The organism is Enterobacter cloacae complex sp. 342H5 (genome assembly GCF_050030905.1).
Taxonomy (GTDB): domain Bacteria; phylum Pseudomonadota; class Gammaproteobacteria; order Enterobacterales; family Enterobacteriaceae; genus Enterobacter; species Enterobacter intestinihominis.
Genome location: NZ_JBLGVB010000001.1, coordinates 3,270,305 through 3,294,147, shown reverse-complemented (window position 1 = coordinate 3,294,147; position 23,843 = coordinate 3,270,305). Strand labels below are relative to the sequence as shown.

18 protein-coding genes and 1 pseudogene are annotated in these 23,843 nt (G+C 54.5%); 6 read left to right on the top strand and 13 right to left on the bottom strand.

Annotation, left to right across the window (positions count from 1 at the left end; all coding sequences use genetic code 11):
* The first annotated feature begins 52 nt into the window (after positions 1-52).
* Positions 53-1,630, top strand: coding sequence for a glutamine-hydrolyzing GMP synthase (guaA, locus tag ACQG03_RS15675; protein WP_006811514.1), 1,578 nt, complete (start codon positions 53-55; stop codon positions 1,628-1,630).
* Positions 1,631-1,789: 159 nt separating this feature from the next.
* Here guaA and ACQG03_RS15670 read toward each other — a convergent pair whose 3' ends face one another.
* From ACQG03_RS15670 to ACQG03_RS15660, 3 genes are all read right to left on the bottom strand, one after another.
* Complete coding sequence (locus ACQG03_RS15670) at positions 1,790-2,281, bottom strand: Hcp family type VI secretion system effector (RefSeq protein ID WP_023300702.1); 492 nt, start codon at positions 2,279-2,281, stop codon at positions 1,790-1,792.
* Between the two features lie 251 nt (positions 2,282-2,532).
* Positions 2,533-3,048: a DUF2778 domain-containing protein gene (locus tag ACQG03_RS15665; RefSeq protein ID WP_074148395.1), complete on the bottom strand. Its 516-nt coding sequence runs from the start codon at positions 3,046-3,048 to the stop codon at positions 2,533-2,535.
* Positions 3,049-3,508: 460 nt separating this feature from the next.
* On the bottom strand, positions 3,509-3,862 hold the full coding sequence (locus ACQG03_RS15660) for a helix-turn-helix domain-containing protein (RefSeq protein ID WP_006811509.1): 354 nt from the start codon (positions 3,860-3,862) through the stop codon (positions 3,509-3,511).
* A 334-nt stretch (positions 3,863-4,196) separates the two neighbouring features.
* Between ACQG03_RS15660 and ACQG03_RS15655 the strand changes: the two genes are divergently transcribed.
* Both ACQG03_RS15655 and oqxB read left to right on the top strand, forming a co-directional pair.
* Positions 4,197-5,372: an efflux RND transporter periplasmic adaptor subunit gene (locus ACQG03_RS15655; RefSeq protein ID WP_063163661.1), complete on the top strand. Its 1,176-nt coding sequence runs from the start codon at positions 4,197-4,199 to the stop codon at positions 5,370-5,372.
* A gap of 23 nt (positions 5,373-5,395) precedes the next feature.
* Complete coding sequence (oqxB, locus tag ACQG03_RS15650) at positions 5,396-8,548, top strand: multidrug efflux RND transporter permease subunit OqxB (protein WP_063163660.1); 3,153 nt, start codon at positions 5,396-5,398, stop codon at positions 8,546-8,548.
* Between the two features lie 66 nt (positions 8,549-8,614).
* Here oqxB and ACQG03_RS15645 read toward each other — a convergent pair whose 3' ends face one another.
* From ACQG03_RS15645 to ACQG03_RS15635, 3 genes are all read right to left on the bottom strand, one after another.
* Complete coding sequence (locus ACQG03_RS15645) at positions 8,615-9,094, bottom strand: RrF2 family transcriptional regulator (RefSeq protein ID WP_063163659.1); 480 nt, start codon at positions 9,092-9,094, stop codon at positions 8,615-8,617.
* A 167-nt stretch (positions 9,095-9,261) separates the two neighbouring features.
* The gene (locus ACQG03_RS15640) at positions 9,262-10,650 is read right to left on the bottom strand and encodes a sensor histidine kinase (RefSeq protein WP_063163658.1); all 1,389 of its coding nucleotides are present in this window, start codon (positions 10,648-10,650) and stop codon (positions 9,262-9,264) included.
* Entirely contained in the window at positions 10,650-11,327 is a 678-nt protein-coding gene (locus ACQG03_RS15635) for a response regulator (RefSeq protein WP_426726136.1), read from the bottom strand. The genes ACQG03_RS15640 and ACQG03_RS15635 overlap by 1 nt, the downstream gene beginning before the upstream one ends.
* A gap of 205 nt (positions 11,328-11,532) precedes the next feature.
* Between ACQG03_RS15635 and ACQG03_RS15630 the strand changes: the two genes are divergently transcribed.
* On the top strand, positions 11,533-12,369 hold the full coding sequence (locus tag ACQG03_RS15630) for a MipA/OmpV family protein (protein WP_063146747.1): 837 nt from the start codon (positions 11,533-11,535) through the stop codon (positions 12,367-12,369).
* A gap of 130 nt (positions 12,370-12,499) precedes the next feature.
* On the opposite strand, the pseudogene ACQG03_RS15625 reads toward ACQG03_RS15630, so the two are convergent.
* The 3 genes and pseudogenes from ACQG03_RS15625 to ACQG03_RS15615 all read right to left on the bottom strand — a co-directional run bounded on the left by ACQG03_RS15625 (position 12,500) and on the right by ACQG03_RS15615 (position 14,050).
* A pseudogene (locus ACQG03_RS15625) lies at positions 12,500-13,245 on the bottom strand (alpha/beta fold hydrolase).
* Between the two features lie 10 nt (positions 13,246-13,255).
* Entirely contained in the window at positions 13,256-13,723 is a 468-nt protein-coding gene (locus ACQG03_RS15620; protein ID WP_003860582.1) for a DUF6130 family protein, read from the bottom strand.
* A 156-nt stretch (positions 13,724-13,879) separates the two neighbouring features.
* Positions 13,880-14,050, bottom strand: coding sequence for a YfgG family protein (locus tag ACQG03_RS15615; protein ID WP_017383512.1), 171 nt, complete (start codon positions 14,048-14,050; stop codon positions 13,880-13,882).
* A gap of 368 nt (positions 14,051-14,418) precedes the next feature.
* Between ACQG03_RS15615 and ACQG03_RS15610 the strand changes: the two genes are divergently transcribed.
* On the top strand, positions 14,419-16,716 hold the full coding sequence (locus ACQG03_RS15610; RefSeq protein WP_051979833.1) for an EAL domain-containing protein: 2,298 nt from the start codon (positions 14,419-14,421) through the stop codon (positions 16,714-16,716).
* Here the strand turns inward: ACQG03_RS15610 and ppx are convergent.
* The 4 genes from ppx to purM form a co-directional block, all read right to left on the bottom strand.
* Positions 16,664-18,202 (bottom strand): exopolyphosphatase, encoded by a 1,539-nt coding sequence (ppx, locus tag ACQG03_RS15605; RefSeq protein ID WP_003860570.1) that lies wholly within the window; start codon positions 18,200-18,202, stop codon positions 16,664-16,666. The genes ACQG03_RS15610 and ppx overlap by 53 nt on opposite strands.
* 3 nt (positions 18,203-18,205) lie before the next feature.
* Positions 18,206-20,266, bottom strand: a complete 2,061-nt coding sequence (gene ppk1, locus ACQG03_RS15600; protein ID WP_006811494.1) for a polyphosphate kinase 1 — start codon at positions 20,264-20,266, stop codon at positions 18,206-18,208.
* Between the two features lie 204 nt (positions 20,267-20,470).
* The gene (purN, locus tag ACQG03_RS15595; protein ID WP_023300681.1) at positions 20,471-21,112 is read right to left on the bottom strand and encodes a phosphoribosylglycinamide formyltransferase; all 642 of its coding nucleotides are present in this window, start codon (positions 21,110-21,112) and stop codon (positions 20,471-20,473) included.
* Positions 21,109-22,146, bottom strand: coding sequence for a phosphoribosylformylglycinamidine cyclo-ligase (purM, locus tag ACQG03_RS15590; RefSeq protein WP_032623797.1), 1,038 nt, complete (start codon positions 22,144-22,146; stop codon positions 21,109-21,111). Before purM ends, purN begins: the two co-directional genes overlap by 4 nt.
* A gap of 266 nt (positions 22,147-22,412) precedes the next feature.
* Between purM and ACQG03_RS15585 the strand changes: the two genes are divergently transcribed.
* Positions 22,413-23,843 (top strand): 6-phospho-beta-glucosidase, encoded by a 1,431-nt coding sequence (locus ACQG03_RS15585; RefSeq protein ID WP_023306686.1) that lies wholly within the window; start codon positions 22,413-22,415, stop codon positions 23,841-23,843.

The following is a 23,843-nucleotide window of genomic DNA, read 5'->3' as shown; positions in this document are numbered from 1 at the left end:
TCGTGTCGGGCGATTTATTTAATCTGTTTCACTTGCCTCGGAATTAGCGTCAATGACGGAAAACATTCATAAACATCGCATCCTCATCCTCGATTTTGGTTCTCAGTACACTCAACTGGTGGCGCGTCGCGTGCGTGAGCTGGGCGTTTACTGTGAACTGTGGGCGTGGGATGTTACGGAAGCACAGATTCGCGAGTTCAATCCAAGCGGCATCATCCTGTCCGGCGGCCCGGAGAGCACCACCGAAGAGAACAGCCCGCGCGCGCCGCAGTACGTATTCGAAGCTGGCGTACCGGTGTTCGGCGTGTGCTACGGCATGCAGACTATGGCGATGCAGCTGGGCGGCCACGTAGAAGGCTCTAACGAGCGTGAGTTCGGCTACGCGCAGGTTGAAGTCGTCACCGACAGCGCGCTGGTGCGCGGTATCGAAGACTCCCTGACCGCAGACGGCAAACCGCTGCTGGACGTGTGGATGAGCCACGGCGACAAAGTCACCGCTATCCCGTCGGACTTCGTGACCGTAGCCAGCACCGAAAGCTGCCCGTTCGCGATTATGGCGAACGAAGAAAAACGCTTCTACGGCGTGCAGTTCCACCCGGAAGTGACTCACACCCGTCAGGGTATGCGCATGCTGGAGCGCTTCGTGCGTGATATCTGCCAGTGTGAAGCCCTGTGGACCCCGGCAAAAATCATCGACGACGCCGTGGAGCGTATCCGCCAGCAGGTTGGTGATGACAAAGTGATCCTCGGCCTCTCCGGCGGCGTGGACTCCTCCGTGACCGCGATGCTGCTGCACCGCGCCATCGGCAAAAACCTGACCTGCGTCTTCGTGGACAACGGCCTGCTGCGTCTGAACGAAGCCCAGCAGGTCATGGACATGTTCGGCGACCACTTCGGTCTGAACATCGTTCACGTGGAAGGCGAGCAGCGCTTCCTGGACGCGCTGAAAGGCGAGAACGATCCGGAAGCGAAACGTAAAATCATCGGCCGCGTATTCGTGGAAGTGTTCGACGAAGAAGCGCTGAAGCTGGAAGACGTGAAATGGCTGGCGCAGGGCACTATCTACCCTGACGTGATCGAATCCGCCGCCTCCGCAACCGGTAAAGCACACGTCATCAAATCTCACCACAACGTGGGCGGCCTGCCGAAAGAGATGAAGATGGGCCTGGTTGAGCCGCTGCGCGAGCTGTTCAAAGACGAAGTGCGCAAGATTGGTCTGGAACTGGGTCTGCCGTACGACATGCTCTACCGTCACCCATTCCCGGGCCCGGGCCTCGGCGTACGCGTGCTGGGCGAAGTGAAGAAAGAGTACTGCGACCTGCTGCGTCGCGCGGACGCGATCTTCATTGAAGAGCTGCACAAGGCTGACCTGTACAACAAGGTTAGCCAGGCGTTCACCGTGTTCCTGCCGGTTCGTTCTGTAGGCGTAATGGGCGATGGACGTAAGTACGACTGGGTTGTCTCCCTGCGTGCTGTGGAAACCATCGACTTCATGACCGCGCACTGGGCGCACCTGCCGTATGACTTCTTAGGCCGCGTGTCTAACCGCATCATCAACGAAGTGAACGGCATTTCCCGCGTGGTGTATGACATCAGCGGCAAGCCACCGGCGACGATCGAGTGGGAATGATTTCGCGTCTGGCTACAGCCTGTAGGAAAATGCAGTAAAGTATCTCTAAGCCCGCGTAACTGCGGGCTTTTTTGTTTTTTATGTCTGGCACTTTCTGGCAGCGTTAGCAACGAAGAGCATAATTTCAGAACGCACTGTGGCGCAGAAAGTAACAGAAATTTATGCTGTTGGCCTCTCGTACCATGAATCAGAGAATTGGATATTCCCATCTACAATACGCCATGTGATTTTTTCATATTGCATAGAGACGGATTCCATATGATTTAACTTATCATTGCCTGATAATTTAACATTGGGCACACCACAATTAACACCCGTTATTTTTACATTTTCCATTAATACGGTGTAATAACACACCTCCTGGCCCGCATCATTGATATGATAAAATTTTACTTCTGCACTTTTTAATGTTTGCCCTGTAGCTGCTGCTTTGTAGAGATAGGGACTGGAACTGTCGACTTCTTTTTCAAAATTAAATGATGAATGTTGGCGTGTTCCGGTGATCTTTCCATTGGCAGTATCGACGGGAAGGTTAACACCATGACCCATACTGATTACCTCGATAGAGCCCTCACGATCCTGAACATCTACAGAGCCTTTGATATCTGCACCACCATCATCTTTTAGCCAAAGATAGGGAGGGATAGGCATTTTATTTACTCCTTATTAGTTTAATTAACTTCATTGTTATGATGTAGAAAAAGATAGAGGTAAGAGTGTTGAATGAAATTAATACATAATCATAACTATAATAGATATCTTCGGGTGTTGGGTTGTTGCTAATTAAATAGGAAATTCTAATGGCTGTTTCGTGACTTATTAATGGATGTTCAGTTAAGTAGCAAACATCTAACCATGAAACAATAGCGAATATGCCGATGAAAAGAACCATTCTAACAGAACTAAGGACAAGTTTTCTGATAACCACCAATAATGACCTCAATTGTTCCATAGGATTCTAAATCAAGACCTTTAACCTTTGCTGTCTTTGTTCTTAATAGTGCGTTTCTTAATCTATTGTAATCTGATTGGCTTGGTAAAGTTATACACCCTTCTGATACCTGACCGGGATGTAGCCTAAATCCACCTCTGGCTACGCTTTTGTAAAATGTAGAATCATCTATATTCCCATCGTCGCGAAATAAAGCAAACCATTCAGAATGATCAACATGATAACTAAAAGTGCTTTTATATGTATCGACTCCCCAGGCTCTAAATCTGTTAGCCATACCTCCTTTAGGCCTGTCTACTATATAATATTTACCTTTTGGTAGCGGTCCAACGTTAGGAATGATGCCACATGCTCCTTTGTTTCTGTATGCACCGTTACCAGAAAAAGCCATAAAGACTCCAACACCATCAAATTCAAGTGGTGAGTAATCAGCATCATTTATAATAAACTTTCCATGCAAAGTCATGTATCTCTCTTTTCTTTATAGATGCTTATGAAAATTATCTGCATATAGTGCGTGTATTTTTAAAATAAAATATACATAAAGTGCGCATTTAATTATTTTACTCTAAAAAGGTTGGCTTGCCTTTGGAAAGTAGATCTATATCAATTTTACAGCTACACCCGATAGTAGATCGTTTTAAGGGATGTGTTCATAAAAATATAAAGTGACGTTCCACAGATAATCCCGACAAAAATCATCCCTACAGTTGTGCTCGGAACCTCGACGCAACGAGATTAAGGACAATATATAAGAAAGCCGATTATCGAGAATAGCGTAAAGCCAAAATGCAAGGACTGAGCTGATATGATTGAGTGGGAATAAGCCCGTAAACCTTTCTGCACGTCATAAGCAGTTAAGACTGATAACCCCCCCTTTTACAGAGGGTTTTTCTTTTGTAACTGATATCCGAACGGGACGTGAATTATTGGCTCATCTGTCGGGATCCACGGCAGCCGATACTGCGTCGCCATGCCCCTGGCGCCTGACCATACTGACGCTTAAAGCTGCGGTTGAAGGACTGCTGAGAGTCAAAGCCCAGCGCGATCGCCACGTTCAGAATCGGTTCATCGCTTTGGGCTAAGCGCTCAACTGATTTTTGCAGCTTTTGCGCGCGAATATATTCAGCGAGAGGGGAGCCGGTATGTTCTTTGAAGATCCGCTGGAGATGCCATTTCGAATAGCCGGCTCGCCTGGAGACGGTTTCAATGTCCAGGCGGCTATCAAGGTTGTTGTCGATCCAGTCGAGCAAATCGTGAATGAATGCACCCGTGTTCATCTTGCTTCCCCCTACGCCACGCATTAAAAGCATCTTTGTTTGTTGCACTTAAAGGTGGCCCGTTTTGATATTAATTGCAAGTTTTATTGTTACATTTAAATCCCTTCTCAAAACCCGTGATTTACCTTCGCCGCAAATAGCACATAAAGTGCAACAATTATTCTTGCACTTAATTAAGCGCCTTCCTACAATCGCCGCGATAGTGTATTCGCAACTGTTACAGTTTTGTGGCGATGAACGACACAAATGGCCTTAAGCCAGACCGGACAAAGGAAGTGGCGCGGCGCCTCCCGCTGCGTCTTGCCCGGCGGCTACAATAACCGGAATAAAAATAATGAGCCTGCAAAAAACCTGGGGTTACTTTCATCTGAGCGCGACGGGGGTGGTTTTACTCTCCGCGCTTCTCGTCGGGTGCGATGACAGCGTCGCGCAAAATGCCGCACCGCAAGCGCCCGTCGTCAGCGCAGCTGACGTGGTGGTGAAATCCATTAGCCAGTGGGACAGCTTTAACGGTCGCATTGAAGCGGTGGAAAGCGTTCAGCTGCGCCCACGCGTCTCCGGCTACATTGATAAAGTGAATTACACCGACGGCCAGGAGGTGAAAAAGGGCGAGGTGCTGTTCACGATTGATGACCGAACCTATCGCGCGGCGCTGGAACAGGCGCAGGCGAACCTGGCGAGAGCCAAAACGCAGGCCAGCCTGGCGCGAAGCGAGGCTAACCGTACCGATAAATTAGTCAATACCAACGTGGTATCCCGTGAAGAGTGGGAGCAGCGCCGTTCCGCCGCTACCCAGGCGCAGGCCGATATTCGCGCGGCGCAGGCGGAGGTTGATGCCGCGCAGCTCAACCTCGACTTCACCAAAGTGACCGCGCCTATCGACGGTCGCGCCAGCCGGGCGCTGATCACCAGCGGTAACCTGGTGACTGCGGGTGACAGCGCCAGCGTGCTCACCACCCTGGTCTCACAGAAGACGGTTTACGTCTACTTCGACGTGGACGAGTCCACCTATCTTCACTATCAGAACCTGGCCCGCAGCGGGCAGGGGGCGTCCAGTCACCACACGGCGCTGCCGGTGGAGATTGGTCTGACGGGTGAGGAGGGCTATCCCCATCAGGGCAAAGTGGATTTCCTGGATAACCAGCTCACGCCGAGTACCGGTACAATCCGCATGCGTGCGCTGCTGGATAACTCACAGCGTCAGTTCACGCCGGGACTCTTCGCACGCGTGCGCCTGCCGGGCAGTGCGGAATTTAAAGCCACGCTTGTTGACGATAAGGCGGTGCTGACCGATCAGGATCGTAAGTATGTTTATGTCGTTGATAAAGACGGGAAAGCGCAGCGCCGCGATATTACGCCGGGGCGTCTGGCCGACGGTTTACGTATCGTACAGCAGGGGCTGAAACCCGGGGATAAAGTCATCGTCGATGGTTTACAAAAAGTGTTTATGCCGGGTATGCCGGTTAACGCGAAAACCGTTGCCATGACCGCCAGCGCCGCCCTCAACTGATCCCTTACCTGAGAATCCAATCCATGGACTTTTCCCGTTTTTTCATCGACAGGCCGATTTTTGCCGCCGTACTGTCGATTCTGATTTTTATCACAGGATTAATCGCCATCCCGCTGCTGCCGGTGAGCGAATATCCTGATGTCGTGCCGCCAAGCGTGCAGGTGCGCGCCGAGTACCCGGGCGCCAACCCGAAAGTGATTGCCGAAACCGTGGCGACGCCGCTGGAAGAGGCGATCAACGGCGTTGAAAACATGATGTACATGAAATCCGTCGCGGGCTCCGATGGCGTGCTGGTGACTACCGTCACCTTCCATCCGGGTACCGACCCGGATCAGGCGCAGGTACAGGTGCAAAACCGCGTTGCACAGGCCGAGGCGCGTCTGCCGGAAGACGTTCGGCGTCTGGGCATCACGACTCAGAAACAGTCGCCAACGCTGACGCTGGTGGTGCATCTCTTTTCGCCTGGCGGTAAGTACGATTCACTGTATATGCGTAACTACGCCACGCTGAAGGTGAAGGACGAGCTGGCGCGTCTGCCCGGCGTGGGTCAGATCCAGATTTTCGGCTCGGGTGAATACGCGATGCGCGTCTGGCTGGATCCAAACAAGGTGGCGGCGCGCGGACTGACGGCCTCGGACGTGGTGACGGCGATGCAGGAGCAAAACGTACAGGTCTCCGCCGGGCAGCTTGGCGCCGAGCCGCTGCCGAAAGAGAGCGATTTCCTGATCTCCATTAACGCCCAGGGCCGTCTGCATACCGAAGAAGAGTTTGGCAATATTGTCCTGAAAACAACGCAGGACGGCACGGTCGTCCGCCTGCGCGACGTGGCGCGTATCGAGATGGGTTCCGGCAGCTATGCGCTGCGCTCCCAGCTGAACAATAAAGACGCGGTCGGGATTGGTATCTTCCAGTCGCCGGGGGCAAACGCCATCGATCTGTCTAACGCGGTGCGCGCCAAAATGGACGAACTGTCCACGCGATTCCCGGACGATATGAAGTGGGCGGCACCTTACGACCCAACGGTATTTGTGCGCGACTCGATCCGTGCGGTTGTACAAACGCTGCTGGAAGCGGTGGTGCTGGTCGTGCTGGTGGTGATCCTGTTCCTGCAAACCTGGCGCGCGTCGATCATCCCGCTGATCGCGGTGCCGGTATCGGTGGTGGGTACCTTCAGCATTCTTTACCTGCTGGGCTTCTCGCTGAATACCCTGAGCCTGTTCGGGCTGGTGCTGGCCATCGGTATCGTGGTGGATGATGCCATCGTGGTGGTGGAGAACGTCGAGCGAAATATCGAAGAGGGGCTCGCCCCGCTTGCGGCGGCGCATCAGGCGATGCGTGAAGTGTCCGGGCCGATTATCGCCATTGCGCTGGTGCTGTGTGCAGTGTTTGTGCCGATGGCGTTCCTCTCTGGCGTGACCGGCCAGTTCTACAAACAGTTTGCGGTAACGATAGCCATTTCCACGGTGATCTCCGCGATCAACTCGCTGACGCTTTCTCCGGCGCTGGCCGCGCTGCTGTTGAAGCCGCATGGTGCCCCGAAAGATTTCCCGACCCGGCTTATCGATCGTCTGTTCGGCTGGATTTTCCGTCCGTTTAACCGCTTTTTCCATCGCAGCTCGACCGGCTATCAGGGACTGGTAGGGAAAACGCTTGGCCGACGCGGTGCAGTGTTTGCGGTTTATTTGCTGCTGCTTTGTGCCGCGGGTGTGATGTTTAAAGTCGTACCCGGCGGGTTTATTCCGACGCAGGATAAGCTGTACCTGATCGGCGGCGTGAAAATGCCGGAAGGCTCGTCGCTGGCGCGTACCGATGCGGTGATCCGCAAAATGAGCGAAATCGGGATGAATACCGAAGGCGTGGATTATGCGGTCGCGTTTCCTGGCCTGAACGCGCTCCAGTTCACCAATACGCCGAACACCGGGACGGTCTTCTTTGGCCTGAAGCCGTTCGACCAGCGTAAACATACTGCGGCGGAAATTAACGCGGAGATCAATGCGAAAATCGCTCAAATCCAGCAGGGCTTTGGCTTCTCGATTCTGCCGCCGCCGATTTTAGGGCTGGGTCAAGGGTCCGGTTATTCGCTGTACATTCAGGACCGTGCTGGTCTGGGCTATGGCGCGCTGCAAAACGCGGTGAACACCATGTCCGGGGCGATTATGCAGACGCCGGGGATGCATTTCCCCATCTCAACCTACCAGGCTAACGTTCCGCAGCTGGATGTGCAGGTTGACCGTGATAAAGCGAAAGCGCAGGGCGTATCGCTTACCGATCTTTTCGGCACGCTGCAAACCTATCTGGGCTCGTCATATGTAAACGACTTTAACCAGTTTGGACGGACCTGGCGCGTAATGGCACAGGCCGACGGGCAGTTCCGCGACAGCGTGGAAGATATCGCGAATTTACGCACACGCAATGACCAGGGCGAAATGGTGCCGATTGGCAGTATGGTGAAAATCACGACCACCTACGGGCCGGACCCGGTGATCCGCTATAATGGTTACCCGGCGGCGGATCTTATTGGTGATGCTGACCCGCGCGTGCTCTCTTCCGCGCAGGCGATGACGCAGCTGGACGCGATGTCTAAGCAGATCCTGCCGAACGGGATGAATATTGAATGGACGGACCTGAGTTTCCAGCAGGCCACCCAGGGCAATACGGCGCTGATCGTCTTCCCGGTCGCGGTGCTGCTGGCGTTCCTGGTGCTGGCGGCGCTGTATGAAAGCTGGACGCTGCCGCTGGCGGTGATCCTTATCGTGCCGATGACGATGCTCTCCGCGCTGTTCGGCGTCTGGCTGACCGGGGGCGATAACAACGTCTTCGTGCAGGTGGGGCTGGTCGTGCTGATGGGGCTGGCCTGTAAAAACGCGATACTTATCGTGGAGTTTGCCCGCGAGCTGGAAATTCAGGGCAAAGGCATCATGGAGGCTGCGCTGGAGGCGTGCCGCCTGCGTTTACGCCCGATTGTAATGACCTCTATCGCCTTTATTGCCGGGACCATTCCACTGATCCTTGGTCACGGGGCAGGGGCAGAAGTCCGCGGCGTCACCGGGATCACCGTCTTCTCCGGGATGCTGGGCGTGACGCTGTTTGGTCTGTTCCTGACGCCGGTCTTTTACGTGACGCTGCGTAAGTTCGTGACGCGCGGCAAAGCGGAAAGAGAGGTGTTGCCTGCGTAGGACGTAGCAGATAACAAAAAGCCGCCTTCACTGTGAAGGCGGCTTTTTTTTCGCAATCCGTCAGGATTAAGGCGCTTTTTTATGCTGTGTACAGAGTTCCGGCACCGGATCGCACCCGCTGGTATCGGCTTTTTTCACCTCTTCCAGCGCGCTGGCGACGGTATGGAGCGCTAAAACCGCTAACGAAGCCTGCTCCGCTTCATCAGCGATTGATTTGAAGTACCAACAGGCGTTGGCGCTGACCACACAGCGGGCCGGGACGTCAGGACGGGACGCCCACAGCTTTTTATCTTCAGTGACGGAAAGGTAGATATCACGCAGGGTGATCTCTTCAGCCGGGCGGCCAAGGTGAATAGAGCCGTTGCGGCCAAGCGTGGAGACGATAATGCCGTCGCGGGCGAGAGGAACCATTAATTTGCGGATAAAGCTCGGATTCGCTTCCAGGCCGTAAGCCAGGATTGCACTCGTCGAACGTTCACCCGATTGCTCCGCCATCGCTACGCTGAGAACCATCTGCAAAGCTGTCGGGAAGCGGTAATCTAACATTTTTCTGTCCTGGGTTGCGGTGAATCTTGTTCTTTTTGGCACCGCAGAGGTGAATAATCAGTAAGTAACAATATAACAAATACGGTAATTTTATTGAAGCAATCTGCGGCATACGTGAAGTAACGCTGCGCTGACACATGTCAGGACGTGTAGCGCCGGGTTTACGTTCATGCGAACGACGGATTCGGGAAATCAACGGTCACCATAAGACCACCTTCGGCTGACGTACTCAGATTGACCCTGCCGTTGTGTTGCTGCGTAACGGCTTTGACGATGGCAAGCCCCAGTCCACTCCCGCTTTGGGTCTGATTAGGATCGCGGAAAAATCTGTCGAACACGCGCTCCCGCAGTTCAACGGGGATACCGGGGCCCGCGTCTGAGACGCGCAGCTGAGCGGACTTATCACGCGATTGCAGTTGTACCTCAATGCGTCCACCCTCAGGGCTGTACTTCACGGCATTCTCAATTAAATTGTCGATCAGCGACACCAGACGTTCCCGAATGCCTGCGACATGGATTTCATCGTCGGCGAAGAATTCAAACTCAATCCCGCGTGCCGATGCCAGCGGCTCCAGTGCGGCCATTCGCTCCTGAATAAGCGTTGTCAGCGGCACAGGCTCCATTACCGTGTCGATGTGCGCTTCGCTGTGCTTCATCAGCAGAAGCTGATTGACGAGACGAGCAGCACGGCTATTGCTGCGAACAATGCCTGCAAGCAGCTCCTGCTGGCTTTCGCTGATGACCCAGGACTGCAGCGCCTCGACGTTGATTCGCATCGCGGCCAGCGGCGTACGCAGCTCGTGCGCGGCATCGGCAATAAACACCCTTTCCCTTTCGGCGCTTTCCCGCACCCTGGCGAGAAAGTCATTAATCGCGTCCACCGTCTGGCGCAGCTCCCTGTGCCTGGGAACGGCTTTTAAGGGAGAGAGATCGTCTGGCGTGCGCAATGAAATTTCATTCACTACCCTGTTCCAGGGGCGCATCGCGATGCGGATTGACAGCCACGCGGGAAACAGAAGAAAAGGGATGCATACCAGCAGCGGCATGACGTAATAGCCGCGCGAGTTCAGGTAGATAAAGAAATTCCAGCTGCCAGCCGGGGTGAAAAGGGTGACTTCAACGTCGGAGCGCGCGGATTTGAGCGTGCGGCTCGTCCAGGTGTGGTCTCCGGTCCGGACGCGCTGCATTTCCCCCAGGAGGCTATTTTTCACCTCCGTTGGCGCGCCACGCGAAGAAAAAATAATCTCATTATGCTTGCGAACGATCAGGTTGATAGCGAGCTCCGGATCTTCACCGCCGCCATAACCCTCCCGCAGCGCCTTGCTGAACGCGGCCAGCACCTCATTACGCGCCTGCGGCCTATCCTCCATGCTCTCAACCAGGGAAAAGAGGGTTTCGTAAGTCTCACTGCCCGTGAGTATTGGAGGGCTGCGCAGGTCCTCCAGCAAAATGAAGGTTAAAAAGAAACACCAGAGCAACGTAAGCAGCAGCATCTGGGCGACCAGCATTCGCCTGACCAGCGTAGGGAGCCTGAGGCGGTACCAAAAATTACGCATTAGCCTGCCGCCTTCTGAACCGGTACGGTATCAATGACGTACCCTACGCCCCGCACCGTTCGCACAAAGCCATCGCCAATTTTTCGCCGCAGGTTACCCATATGCACGTCGAGCGCGTTGCTGAGATTTTCTTTCGTGCCGAATATCCTCTCTTCCAGATACCGCCGCGTAAGCACGCGATCGGAGCGCAGCATTAACGTTTCAAGCAGCGCATATTCGCTTGCCGTCAGCTCAACGTGGCGTGCGCTCACCGTTACGCGACGCGTCGGAATATGAAGCGACAAACCGCGAATTTCTATTGCCTCATTTTCAAAACCGTAACTGCGTCGCGCAAGGGCTCTCACGCGTGCCAGCAGCTCGGCGAGAACAAAAGGTTTGACCAGATAGTCGTCCGCGCCCGCGTCCAGCCCGCACAGGCGGTCCTGCAGCGTGCCTCGCGCCGTCAGGATAATGACGGGGATCCCCCGGAGCTGCTGACGCAGACGCGTCATCAGGCTCATGCCATCGCCATCGGGCAGCCCCAGGTCGAGCAGGATAAGCTCCGGCACGCAGAGCTCAAGCTGATGCAGCGCATCCTCTTTCCGGCGTACCCATATGACATCAAATCCTTGATCTGCAAGGGCGAAACGTACGCCGTTGCCGAGATCCAGGTCGTCTTCAATTAGTAGAATTTTCACAAAGGTAACGGTATCAGCAGTGGATGAAGAACAGCTTAAGAAAAAAACGGTATCAGGAAATCATTCAACTTTACAGAACCAGCACGTGCTTCAGCGTTTCTTCATTTTCGGCTCATAAGAACCTTAGGGAGGGTATTCAGAATGAGCGCGCTGGCGTTTAACACCGCCTGAATCGTAACCATCTGAATCCAAAAGGGCTTCTTTAATGAGAAACTGCAAACTGCGTCACAGGTTCCCCCGTTCACTCATCGGTCGCAGCGTGAAAAGCATCCTGTCGGGGGCCGTCCTGGCGTTACTGGCTACCCCGGCGCTGGCGGCCGGGCAGCGCCAGGGCAACGTTTTAACCCTGGGGGGCGGCGTGGATGTTGCGCCACGCTATTCCGGTTCGGATAAGAGCCGCGTTACTGCGGCTCAGGTGGTTGATTACGCGATGGCAAATGGGTTCTTTATCAGTACCACCCGCGGGCTCGGCTACGGCAACCGCGTTGGCAACCTGGATTACAGCGCTGCGCTGAGCTATCGCGCAGGACGTAAGGATCGCGACGTAAGCAGCGATTCAATCGCCTCCGGCAGCGACTACCTGCGGGGGATGGGTGACATCAAAGGCTCGGCCGTCGTTGTGCCGGGGCTGGGGTACAGGATAACTGACTGGCTTAACGTGCAGCTGCAGGCTGATGTCCCGGTTTCGGAAAGAGACAACGGTGAGGCTGTGCACTTTGGCATTGCCAGCCCGCTCTACACCTCTCCTGAAAACTCGGTGACGCTGGCGCTGACCGGCAGCTGGGGATCCAGCAAGTACATGCAAACGTACTACGGGGTCAGCGCCGCCCAGTCGGCCGCATCGGGATTTGCCCGACATGATGCAGGATCGGGCATATACGCCTATTCGCTGAACCTGGACTGGACCCATAAGCTCACCTCCCGCTGGAGCCTGCTTGCCGCAGCTGGCGTTACGCAGCTGACGGGAGAGGCGGGCGATAGCCCCATTGTTCAGCGAAAAACGTCTCCTGTGGGAAGTTTGAAGGTGACGTATAGCTTCTGATGGTTCAGTGAGGGCGAAGGCGCGTTTGTGACAAAACCGCACATAACCCCGTTACAGGAGCCGGAAGTACATAAAGCCCGTAGGATGGCGTGGCCCGAAGTCGAACCGTTCATCATGCGGGCTTTTTTTATCACTGTTGACCCGATAACGCCTGTTCAATCGTACGGGTAACAACGTCCGGCTGGCTGACCATCGATACATGGCTTGCCGCAACCTCCGTGGTGTTGGCGTTGATTTTCTTCGCCATTGCGCGCTCAAGCTCAGGATTGATCATCCGGTCATTTTTGCTGACCACATACCAGCTCGGTTTGTCATGCCAGGCGGCATGCGCGACTTTCTCCCCAAACGCATTGGCCTTAATGGGGCTCTGCGTCGCGGCAATCACGCTGCGCTCAACGTCTTTCACGTCAGGGGCAAAATTCTCGCTGACCGCTTTTGTCGGCAGATGTAAATACCCCTCTGCCGTTTTAGCGAGGCTGGCGCTCCCTGGCGGATCAGGGAAGCTATTTGCCAGTTCTGCCGTCGACTGGCCGGAATCCGGCGCAAAAGCGGCAACGTAAACCAGTGACTTCAGCGGGCATTGTTTCCCGCCTCGCTGATTACCGTCCCGCCCCAGGAGTGACCGACCAGCACCACATCCCCATGAGCCCGGGCAATAGCACGCTGCGTGGCGGCGACATCATCTTTCAGAGACGTGAGCGGAAGTTGTACCGCAATGACCTCGGTATGGTGTTTTTGCAGCCGGGTGATCACCTTATTCCAGCTGCTCCCGTCGGCAAACGCCCCGTGCACCAGCACCACGCTGGCTTTCGTCTCTGCCAGCGCGCTGGTGGAAACCGCCAGCAGCGCCGCTGTTAATACAGACAATGCTTTCATAACAGGCTCCTTAAAAGTGATGAACCGCCGCGTGGGGCGGTACGGTGAATTCAACGGTTTTATGGTCGATGGGCTTATGCGTCGGGTCGGCAACGATGATGGTTACCTTGTGTTTCCCGGCGGGCAGCCCGACCAGGATCACCGGCTCGCCGCTGGTATCAGCCCAGTGCCAGGGCGCGTCATCCACCACTACGTGAATATGGCCGATACGCGGAGTGACTTTCAGCGCGTCGGGTCCAAATACAGGTTCAATGCGCAGGTTTTCGACGCGGTACTGAATAAAGACCGCACCTTTACTCAGCGGTCCCGCCAGCGGTGGGTCGACGATCAGTTTTGCTGGCGGCTGGGGTTTTTCCTGCGGCGCTACGGCGGCCGGGCCATTAACATCAGCGGCGCTCAGGCCATCCAACGGTGCGGCCAGTGCGCCAGCAAAGGACGTCAGCGCAAATACAGGAAGCAGGAAATATCGACGAATCATCGGTGTCTCTCCTCATCAGTTTATTATGGCGAGGGACACAGAAGACCATTTTTATGTATCGGGGATGTTTGCTTTTGCGGGCGTTTTGTACCGGTTTGTCAGCGTAGCGCTCGGGATACAGTGCGATACAGTTTGTCTGCCTGGAGCGAACACGCTTTAGCGCTCGGGCGAATCCACTACGAGGCCTGATTGCTGCGACTGAATTTTGTCCTGATGGTGATACCAGGCGCCAATGGAGGAATAAACAAAGCGGCCAAAGAAAAACAGGAAACTGATGAGCAGTATGATGCGGGTCATCCGGGTGTTAAATCGATGTCGTTTTCGCATACGCGTAGCCTGACTCACTTTCTTTTCCTGAGTATACCCTTTTGGGCGATACGGCTATTAAGGCACAGCCGCAAGTCGGGGTCAATTCAGCGAAATGTAAAATACCGTCAATGCTTACATTAATTTATGTTATTAAAAACAACGCTTTTATTTATCGCATTGATAATTACAGGAAAAATATTCAAATAAAACGTAAGAAATGTTTATTCAGATAAATTAATTTGATTTAGGTCAACGGCATCTCGTCGTTGATATTTAAAATCCCACCTCCACTGTGCTTGCCAGGAATTTTCCGGGCATCGTGTACGTCAGGTTGGATGCCTGTCTTCATTTACCCTCTGGATCGCAAGGGTTGTAAACGAGCATCTATGAATATTCACCACATCCTGAAGCAAAATAAAGACCGCTGGTGGGCACTTCCTCTTATATTACCCGTCGTGTTACTCCCGGTGCTTAGTGTGGCTAATACCTTAACGCAGCTGGGCGACGGTATCGTTGCGCTCTATTATCTCCCGCTCTCCTTTCTGCTGACGCTGATGTTGTTCTTTGGCCTGGAAGCCCTTCCCGGAGTGGTAGTGTCGCTGTTTTTACGTTATTACCCGTCCGTTGGGTTGTTTGAAACCGTGACCGGCATTTTGCATTTTATTGTCCCCCTGGTGCTCAGCTGGGGCGGTTACCGCGTGTTTGCGCCCCGACGCAATATGACCGCTTACGGTGACATACGCCTGATGGGGCAACGTATCTTCTGGCAGGTGTTTTGCCCGGCAACGCTTTTTCTGGTGCTATTTCAGTTTGCGGTTTATCTCGGGGTCTATGAGAGCCGCCAGAGCCTTGCAGGATTGAATCCCCTCAATATTCGGACCCTTATTAACTATCAGGGGCTGCTGGTGAGCGGGCTGACGGGTGTGCCGCTAAGCTACCTGCTGATCCGCCTGATACGTCATCCGCGCTATTTCAAGGGACTGATGTCCCAGCTCCGCACGCAAATAGACAAAAAGGTGACGGCCGTTGAGTTTGTGGTGTGGTTTTTAGCTCTGGGAGGGTTGCTGGCTATGCTGCTGCTGCCCATGAATGAAAACAGTTCCATTTTCAGCACCAACTACACTTTGTCACTGCTGATGCCCGTGATGCTCTGGGGGGCGATGCGCTTTGGCTACAAGCTGATGTCAATCATCTGGACGCCGGTCCTGCTGGTGTCGATTCACTTTTTTTATCACTACATTCCGGTGCAGGGGGGTTATGGCATTCAGCTGGCGATCACCTCATCCAGCTATCTGGTCTTTTCCTTCGTTGTGACGTACATGTCGATGCTGGCGACACGCCAGCGGACCATCAATATTCGCTCCCGCAGTCAGGCTTTTCTCGATCCGGTGGTGCATATGCCCAACCTGCGGGCGCTGTCGCGCGAGCTGGCCAGTCATCCGTGGTCAGCGCTCTGTTTACTGCGCGTGCCCGAGCTGGAGGTACTGGGACGCAATTACGGCGTACTGCTACGGATCCAGTATAAACAGCAGCTGGCGCAATGGATAAATGGCACCCTTCAGCCAAAAGAGCAAGTCTATCACCTCACCGGATATGACATGGCGGTGCGTCTGGAGGCGGAGTCGCATCAACAGCGCATTGAGACGCTGGACGAGCATATTAAGCAGTTTGTTTTTATCTGGGATGGTATGCCGGTGCAGCCTCAGGTTGGCGTGAGCTACTGCTATGTACGCTCACCCGTCAATCACCTCTATCTGGTGCTGGGGGAACTGGGCATCGTGGCTGACCTTTCCCTCTCAACGAATCACCCGGAAAATCTTCAGCAGCGCGGGGCTGTTCACTTGCAGCGTAGCCTGAAAGATAAGGTGGCGATGATGAGCCGTTTGCAGACAGCGCTGGAGCAGAACGCTTTTAGCCTGTTAGTTCAGCCCGTTCGCGGCCTGCGCGGCGATCATTACCACGAAGTGCTGCTGCGCATGCGTGATGATAACGGGGCGCTGATCTTTCCCGAGCAGTTCCTGCCCATAGCACAGGAGTTTGGTTTATCGTCGCGTGTCGATTTATGGGTACTGGAGCGTACGTTGAGTTTCCTGGCACAGCACCGCCAGCGTTTGCCGGGCCAGCGCTTTGCCATCAACCTCGCACCTTCTACCGTCTACCGGGCGCAGTTCCCGCTTGAAGTGAGCCGCCTGTTAGCCAGATATGCCGTTGAAGCATGGCAGCTGATCTTTGAAGTGACCGAAAGTAGCGCCTTTGGTCATGCGGATCTGGCGGCATCCACCCTCAGGCAATTGCAAAAAATGGGAATACGGATCGCCATTGATGATTTTGGCACCGGCTACGCCAGCTATGCGCGGTTAAAAAGCGTGGACGCCGACATTCTCAAAATCGACGGCGGCTTTATTCGCAATATTGTCAGCAACAGCCTGGATTACCAGATCGTGGCATCCATTTGCCATCTGGCCCGGATGAAGAAAATGCTGGTGGTGGCAGAATGTGTGGAAACAGAAGAGATACGTAGCGCGGTGCACGCGCTAGGTATCGATTATGTGCAGGGCTACTTAATTGGGTTGCCAGTTGAGCTTGATACGTTGCTCGAAACACAGCCTTCTCAGGAGAGCGCCTTAGCCGTTACGCTGCCGCCTCAGAACTCTCTTCTTCAATCTTCAACAGCCAGCCGGTGACCGCTTCCCAGTACTGCTGCTCTTTTTCCAGATCCAGCAGCACCAGCGCGTTCTGGCTAAACCAGTCGTGCGGGAAGCTCAGCGTCCAGTGATAGTCATCCGTTTTAAGCTTCAGTGTCGGCGGTGTGGTGGTCGCCTGCCGCTGATTATTGAGCAGCACGCCCAGGCGCAGAAGCTGAATGAGTGGCAGGAACTGCTTTTTCTTAAATAGCGTAAAGCGCGGCAGATCGTCGAGCTTGATGGCTTTGCGGTGATAGCGCACCAGCGTCGCCATCATGGTTTGCTGCTCCTGGTTGAAGCCAGGCAGATCGCTATTTTGCAGAATATAGGCTGAATGGCGATGCATTCCGCTGTGGTTTATGTTCAGCCCCACCTCATGCAGCATCGCGGCCCATTTTAACAGCGCGGCCAGCTGCGGATGCGCCAGCTTTGGATTCTGCTCCTCCCACTGCTCGTACATCTGAACCGTGGTTTCCAGCACCCGTTTCGCCTGTTCGCGGTCGATATTGTACTGGTTGGCAAGGCTCTGCGCGGTGCGGCTGCGAATATCCTGATGACGGAAACGGCCTTCCATCTCATACAGCACACCTTCGCGCAGGGCGCCGTCAGAGAGGCGCAGCTCTTTGATCGCCAGCGCGTCAAACACGCCGCAGAGGATCGCCAGCCCCGGTACGAACACCGCTTTACGCTCGTCGGACAAGCCCGGCAGACTCAGGGCGTCGAAGCTCTTGTGCTTAAGCACCTCTTCGGTGAGTTTCACCAGGCGCTCAGGCGTAATAAACCCGTCCTTTTCACCCATCGCCAGCAGCACTTCATGGGCCGCTTTAATCGACCCCGATGCGCCCAGCGCCACGTTCCAGCCCTGAATACGATACTGCCAGGCCAGATTTTCCAGTTTTTGCACGGCGGCCATGCGCGCGCGCTGGAAGTTTTCGCGGGTGATGACGCCGCCCGGAAAATACATTTGCGCGAAGCTGACGCAGCCCATACGGCGGCTTTCAACCAGACGCGGCTCGAAATCTTCGCCAATCACCAGTTCGGTTGAGCCTCCGCCGATATCAATCACCAGCTTGCGGCCTTTTTCCGGCTGCGTATGCTCCACGCCCATAAAAATCAGGCGCGCTTCTTCGTTACCAGAGATGATCTCAATCGGGTAGGGGATAACCTTTTCCGCGCGCTTAAGAAATTCCGGCGCGTTCAGCGCCTGGCGTAGCGTATGCGTCCCGACGATGCAAACGCTGGACGGCGAAAAGCCTTGCAGACGTTCTGCGAACAGCGACAGGCAGTTAAGCCCGCGCTCCATTGCCTCTTCGCTCAGCATGTTACGCGCGTCGAGCCCATCGGCCAGATGCACGCGCTGCTTCAGACGACCGATGATCTGCATCGCGCCATCCACCTCGCGGGCGATGACCATATGGAAACTGTTTGAGCCAAGATCGACCGCAGCGAACTCCTGCGGGCGTGGGGTATTATCGTTTATTGGCATAGGTTAATCGGGTTGCTCAAGTGATTTGATGTAATCGTAAATCGCCAGCTGCGACCGCACTTTACGGCGATTGCCGCGCGGTACATAGCGATTACTGAGTTCTTTGTCGATATAACGTGCTTTCACCGTATCGCTGAACAGGATCTCGATAATGTCCAGGATACGCTGCTTCAGGCGAGGATCCAGCAGCGGTGCCGCCACTTCAATACGGTAATCAATATTACGCGTCATCCAGTCGGCGGACGAGAGGTATACGCGCTTATCACCGGCGTTATCGAAAATATAGACGCGATCGTGTTCAAGATAGCGATCCACAATGCTGATCACGCGGATGTTGTCGCTGATGCCTTCCAGTTCCGGAATGAGCGAGCACATGCCGCGAATGAGCAGATTTACCGGAACGCCGGAGCTGGAGGCCGCATACAGGCGATCCACCAGGCCTTTGTCCACCAGATTGTTGAGCTTCAGCGTGATGCCGGACGACAAGCCGTTCTGCGCATTGGCAATCTCTTTGTCGATCATATCGTACAGCAGGCGCCGTGAGTTCTGCGGTGACACCAGCAGATAATCGAAGCTCACCGGGCGGTACGGGTTCTCAATGAAGTTGAACACCCGACGCACTTCGTTGGTGATGCGGGCATCGGCAGTCAGCAGCGAATAGTCGGTGTAAATACGCGCGGTTTTCTCGTTAAAGTTCCCGGTACCGATATGGGCGTAGCGCACCACGTCGTCGCCCTCTTTACGGGAGATCAGGAACAACTTGGCGTGAATTTTCAGCCCCGGCGCGGAGAAGATGACGTGCACGCCCGCTTCCGTCAGTCGGCGCGCCCAGTGGATGTTGGCCTCTTCGTCGAAGCGAGCCTGGAGCTCAACCACCACGGTCACTTTCTTGCCGTTGTGCGCTGCGTGGATCATCGCATCGATGATGCGGGAATCTTTCGCCACGCGATAAATGTTGATTTTAATCGCCAGCACGTTCGGATCGAACGAGGCCTGACGCAGCAATTCCAGCACGTGTTCAAAGGTGTGATACGGATAGTAGAGCAGCACATCCCGCTCGCGGATGGCATCGAACCCGTTGCGGAATTTATCGAACCAGATATGGCGCAGGCGCGGCAACGGTTTGTTTACCAGATTGGCTTTGCCGACGTTCGGGAAGCCAATGAAATCTTTAAAGTTGTGGTAACGCCCACCGGGGATTATGGAGTCGTAGCGGGAGATGGTCAGCTTATCGCGCAGCATCTCCACCATCGCGTCCGGCATATCGCGCTGATAGACAAAACGCACCGGCTCTGCCGTCAGGCGCTGCTTGAGGCTGGAAGACATCAGCTCCATCAGGCTGGCCTCCATCTCATGCACCAGATCGTACTCGGCATCACGGGTCATCTTCATTGAGTAGGCGTTGAGCGCGTCGTAATCGAAGAAACCTTTGAAGATATCGTCCAGACAATAGCGCAGAATGTTATCCAGCAGGATCATCGGCTTACGTCGGCGCGGGGTTTCCGGCGGCAGATTTACAAAGCGCGGGACTTTATCAGACGGTATTTCCAGCAGCGCGTAGTTAATGGTCTCACCACGAATGATTTCTACCGCCAGATAGGTGTAATCATCTTTCAGGAACTGCACCAGATCGGTTTCACGGTTGATCAGAATCGGGGTGATATGCTGGCGCAGATAGTGTTTGAAATAGTGGCGCAGCCAGTTTTGCTGATTCGCGGAGAGCTGGCGTTCGTTGATCAGGAAGATTTGGTTGCGTGCCATTTCCAGCAGCAGCTCGTTATAGAGGCCATCAAATTCCTGATCGGCTTTCATGACGCGAGACTGGATTTTTCCAAGCAGATGCCGCGAGTGGGAGTTTAAGCCCTGTTCTTCGCTGATGATGATTCGGCGTTTCAGTTCGGCGAAGCGAACCTTGTAGAACTCATCCAGATTGTTGGAATAGATGCCTAAAAAACGCATACGCTCAATCAGCGGGTTACTTTTATCGGCCGCTTCCTGAAGTACACGTTCGTTGAATGCTAACCAGCTTAGCTCTTTCTCGATATATAACTTTTCCTGACCCATTACAGCTCACACTCCAGTTCAATCACAGGACGTGGTAAATCCGTCTCGTCCTTATTATGGCGAGCATTTCCACGATATGTCCAACAGTGCCAGAAAAGTATGACAGTTATTTTTTTTGTTGGGGATTTTAGGGGGTTGGAGAAGGGAATATCGGGTAATGCAATATGTAGGTCGGGTAAGCGCAGCGCCACCCGACAGAACATACTACTCTTCAGCCGCATGACCCTGCGGGGGCAACTTCACGCCGTCCAGCCAGGCGGCACCGTCGCGCATCTCAAGACGGCCGTCAACAAACCAGCTTACCACCAGCGGATAAATGGCGTGTTCCTGAGCCTGTACACGTTCCGTCACGTCGTCTTCGTTGTCACCGTCAAAGACCGGTACTTTTGCCTGCAAAATGACCGGACCGCCGTCCAGCTCGTCGGTAACGAAATGCACGGAGGTACCATGCTCCTCATCGCCGTTCTCCAGCACCTGACGATGGGTATGCAGGCCAGGATATTTCGGCAGAAGAGAAGGGTGAATATTCAGCAAACGTCCGTTGTAATGCGCGACGAAGGCCGGGCTCAGGATACGCATGTAGCCCGCCAGCACCACCACGTCAGGCGCGTAGGCGTCAATCTCCTGCACCAGCTCACGGTCAAAGGCTTCACGCCCGGCGAACTGGCTGGCTTCCAGCGCGTGCGCAGGAATGTTCGCTTCCCGCGCGCGCTCAAGGCCGAACGCATCGGCCTTGTTGCTGAATACTGCCCGAATGGTGCCATTGATTTTCTTCTGTTTGCAGGCGTCTATGATTGCCTGCAAATTGCTTCCGTTGCCGGAAATGAGCACCACGATGTTTTTCATTCAATGACCACACGCTGTTCGGAATCGGAAGCTTTAATCGTACCGATTTTCCACGCGTTTTCACCTTTTTCTGTCAGCAGCTTAACCGCTTTATCCGCTTCGCTGGCGGGCAGGGCGATAACCATGCCCACGCCGCAGTTAAAGGTGCGGTACATTTCATGCTCGCTCACGTTGCCTGCGGATTGCAGCCAGTTGAAGACGGGCGGCCACTGCCATGAGGAGGCGTCGATCACCGCCTGGGTATTGTCCGGCAGCACGCGCGGAATGTTTTCCCAGAAGCCGCCGCCGGTAAGGTGAGCGATGGCGTGCACGTCAACGTTCTCAATCAGCTCCAGCACGTTTTTCACGTAGATGCGGGTCGGGGCCAGCAGGTGATCGGCCAGCGGTTTGCCGTCCAGCTCGGTGGTCAGCGGGTCGCAACCGCTCACTTCGAGGATCTTACGCACCAGAGAGTAGCCGTTGGAGTGCGGACCGCTGGAGGCCAGCGCAACCAGCACATCGCCGTCAGCCACTTTGCTGCCGTCGATAATTTCTGATTTTTCTACCACGCCGACGCAGAAGCCTGCGACGTCATAATCTTCACCGTGATACATGCCTGGCATTTCAGCGGTTTCACCGCCGACCAGCGCACAGCCGGATTGCAGACAGCCTTCGGCGATACCGTTAATGACGCTGGCTGCGGTATCCACATCCAGCTTGCCGGTCGCGTAGTAATCCAGGAAGAACAGCGGCTCAGCGCCCTGTACCACCAGGTCGTTGACGCACATCGCCACCAGATCAATACCAATCGTATCGTGACGCTTAAGATCCATCGCCAGGCGCAGTTTTGTACCGACACCATCCGTACCCGAGACCAGCACAGGTTCACGATATTTTTGCGGCAGCGCGCACAGTGCGCCGAATCCACCCAGGCCACCCATCACTTCCGGGCGGCGGGTTTTTTTCACCACACCTTTGATTCGGTCAACCAGCGCATTACCTGCGTCAATATCAACACCGGCATCTTTGTAGCTGAGAGAAGTTTTGTTGGTCACGGCTTAAATCCCCACGCGATTGCATAGCTAGTAAGAAAAATCGGCGCAATTCTAACAGTCCAGGCAAACGTTTGCGAGACTATTCTCGGCGCGGGGATCTTTTTTTCTGTGCGGACTGTCCAGGGCAACAAACTTGACTCTGTTCACGAAAATGAAACCGGTTTCGGCGATCTGCTTGCAACGGCTATCCCCTTTGCACATCATCAAAATGAAACCGGTTTCTGTAACTGTTTTTGCAGAAAATAACGCAGAATGAGGGAAAGCGAATGTCAGGATTTAAAGCAGGTTTTCTGTGGGGTGGGGCCGTTGCGGCGCACCAGCTTGAAGGCGGCTGGAAAGAGGGCGGCAAGGGCGTGAGCGTTGCCGATGTCATGACGGCAGGCGCCCACGGGGTACCGCGTGAAATCACCAACGGCGTGCTGGAGGGGAAAAATTACCCAAACCACGAAGCCATCGACTTTTACCACCGCTATAAAGAAGACATCAAACTCTTTGCCGAGATGGGGTTCAAATGCTTCCGCACCTCCATTGCCTGGACGCGTATCTTCCCGAAAGGCGACGAGCTGGAGCCGAACGAAGCGGGACTCAAATTCTATGACGATCTTTTCGACGAGTGCCTGAAGCACGGCATCGAGCCGGTGATCACGCTTTCCCACTTCGAGATGCCTTTCCACCTGGTAACGGAATACGGCGGCTGGCGTAACCGTAAGCTGATCGACTTCTTTGTCCGCTTCGCGAAGGTCGTTTTTGAGCGCTATCAGCATAAAGTGAAGTACTGGATGACCTTTAACGAGATCAATAACCAGGCCAACTTTCATGAAGACTTTGCGCCGTTTACCAACTCCGGGCTGAAATATGCGCCGGGAGAAGATCGCGAACCGGTGATGTTCCAGGCGGCGCACTATGAGCTGGTGGCCAGCGCCCTGGCGGTGAAAGCGGGGCGCAAGATCAACCCATCACTGCACATCGGCTGCATGATTGCCATGTGCCCCATCTATCCGCTGACCTGTGCCCCGGACGACATGATGATGGCGATGAACGCCATGCATCGCCGCTACTGGTTCACCGACGTTCACGTGCGCGGCAAGTATCCGCAGCATCTGCTCAACTACTTTGAACGTCGCGGCTTCGCGCTGGATATCACCGAAGAAGATAAAGTGGCGCTGACGCAAGGCTGCGTGGATTACATCGGGTTCAGCTACTACATGTCGTTCGCCACCAAAGCGACGGCGGATAATCCGACGCTGGATTATGACGAGAGCAAGAGCCTGGTTTCTAACCCGTACGTGCAGAAATCGGACTGGGGCTGGCAGATCGATCCTGTCGGGCTGCGCTACTCTCTGAACTGGTTCTGGGATCACTATCAGCTGCCGCTGTTTATTGTGGAAAACGGCTTTGGCGCGATCGACGTGCTGGAGAGCGACGGCACGGTGAACGACCAGTACCGCATCGACTACCTTTCCGCCCACATCCGCGAGATGAAAAAAGCGGTGGTGGAAGACGGCGTGGATCTGATGGGCTATACCCCGTGGGGCTGTATCGACCTGGTCTCTGCCGGTACTGGCGAGATGAAGAAACGCTACGGTTTTATCTTTGTCGATAAAGATAACGAAGGTAACGGCACGCTGAACCGCAGCAAGAAGAAATCGTTCGACTGGTATAAGCAGGTGATTGCGAGCAACGGCGATAACCTGTAA

Bases quoted from the DNA above. Each gene is read 5' to 3' on its own strand.
- ACQG03_RS15630 (WP_063146747.1), top strand. From the start codon at position 11,533: ATGAGAAACTGCAAACTGCGTCACAGGTTCCCCCGTTCACTCATCGGT.
- ACQG03_RS15620 (WP_003860582.1), bottom strand. From the start codon at position 13,723: ATGATTCGTCGATATTTCCTGCTTCCTGTATTTGCGCTGACGTCCTTT.
- ACQG03_RS15640 (WP_063163658.1), bottom strand. From the start codon at position 10,650: ATGCGTAATTTTTGGTACCGCCTCAGGCTCCCTACGCTGGTCAGGCGA.
- ACQG03_RS15655 (WP_063163661.1), top strand. From the start codon at position 4,197: ATGAGCCTGCAAAAAACCTGGGGTTACTTTCATCTGAGCGCGACGGGG.
- oqxB (WP_063163660.1), top strand. From the start codon at position 5,396: ATGGACTTTTCCCGTTTTTTCATCGACAGGCCGATTTTTGCCGCCGTA.
- ACQG03_RS15585 (WP_023306686.1), top strand. From the start codon at position 22,413: ATGTCAGGATTTAAAGCAGGTTTTCTGTGGGGTGGGGCCGTTGCGGCG.
- ppx (WP_003860570.1), bottom strand. From the start codon at position 18,202: ATGCCAATAAACGATAATACCCCACGCCCGCAGGAGTTCGCTGCGGTC.
- guaA (WP_006811514.1), top strand. From the start codon at position 53: ATGACGGAAAACATTCATAAACATCGCATCCTCATCCTCGATTTTGGT.
- ACQG03_RS15660 (WP_006811509.1), bottom strand. From the start codon at position 3,862: ATGAACACGGGTGCATTCATTCACGATTTGCTCGACTGGATCGACAAC.
- ACQG03_RS15665 (WP_074148395.1), bottom strand. From the start codon at position 3,048: ATGACTTTGCATGGAAAGTTTATTATAAATGATGCTGATTACTCACCA.
- ppk1 (WP_006811494.1), bottom strand. From the start codon at position 20,266: ATGGGTCAGGAAAAGTTATATATCGAGAAAGAGCTAAGCTGGTTAGCA.
- ACQG03_RS15645 (WP_063163659.1), bottom strand. From the start codon at position 9,094: ATGTTAGATTACCGCTTCCCGACAGCTTTGCAGATGGTTCTCAGCGTA.
- ACQG03_RS15610 (WP_051979833.1), top strand. From the start codon at position 14,419: ATGAATATTCACCACATCCTGAAGCAAAATAAAGACCGCTGGTGGGCA.
- ACQG03_RS15670 (WP_023300702.1), bottom strand. From the start codon at position 2,281: ATGCCTATCCCTCCCTATCTTTGGCTAAAAGATGATGGTGGTGCAGAT.
- ACQG03_RS15615 (WP_017383512.1), bottom strand. From the start codon at position 14,050: ATGCGAAAACGACATCGATTTAACACCCGGATGACCCGCATCATACTG.
- purN (WP_023300681.1), bottom strand. From the start codon at position 21,112: ATGAAAAACATCGTGGTGCTCATTTCCGGCAACGGAAGCAATTTGCAG.